Below are 736 nucleotides of genomic sequence, written 5' to 3'. Positions count from 1 at the left end.
GGGTTCGCCGGACGCTTACCTTTCTAGTTCTGAATTACTCAGTTTATAGCTGCTTGGAAATACCTCTATTGATATACCATCATCGGATCCAGAACGAGGCGTTATTGACATTTCTGTAGCATCATTTAATTTTGAATTTAACTGTGCTTCACTCAGAATAGTCCACTTTTCATTTAACTTTTCTAATAATTTAATATCAATTACGACAAAATCTTTTAAATAATTACTATTATTAACATTAACCCTTACTTGCACATCATTTTCATTTACGAATTTAGATACATAAGTTAACGTAGCTGGTTTATTTATAAAAGTTCTTAATTTAGGCGTTAATACTTCTCCAGATTCGAGTTTAATTTTAAAATCCAATTCATATCCGCTAACTGTTTTAGACTCATCGAAATTCGAATACGTTTTTGAATCCATCGACCATAAGTCAAAACTTATTATCATAAAAAAAAACAGTAAAAATATTTACTCATTATCATTTTCATTTCCATATTAATTATTTTTTGAGTACATCAGGGTCAGGTCAACACTGATTCCTATTAGCTTTTATTTGAATATATATAAGATACATTACTAATAAAGCGATTTAAATGTAACACAAAACCTGTAGTTTAAATAGGTATGACAATTCGTTATTGAATGAAAAAAAATCAATTTAGATCATCTAAAAGCCAGGGTGAGAACGTGAGTGTATTTTAATCAATTAACTGTATTAGTTCAGACAAGA

Annotated in this window: 1 protein-coding gene; it reads right to left on the bottom strand. The window is 28.8% G+C overall.

Going from position 1 to position 736, the window contains the following annotated elements; translation table 11 throughout:
- Positions 1-15: 15 nt before the first annotated feature.
- Entirely contained in the window at positions 16-426 is a 411-nt protein-coding gene (locus CWC18_RS20715) for a hypothetical protein (RefSeq protein WP_138676047.1), read from the bottom strand.
- Between the last annotated feature and the right edge of the window lie 310 nt (positions 427-736).

The organism is Pseudoalteromonas aurantia (assembly GCF_005886875.1).
GTDB lineage: Bacteria > Pseudomonadota > Gammaproteobacteria > Enterobacterales > Alteromonadaceae > Pseudoalteromonas > Pseudoalteromonas aurantia_A.
The sequence above is the reverse complement of the archived record's forward strand: the minus strand, read 5'-3'. Positions and strand labels throughout refer to the sequence as shown.

Excerpts from the sequence above, each read along its gene's own strand:
- CWC18_RS20715 (WP_138676047.1), bottom strand. The coding sequence starts at position 426 with ATGGATTCAAAAACGTATTCGAATTTCGATGAGTCTAAAACAGTTAGC.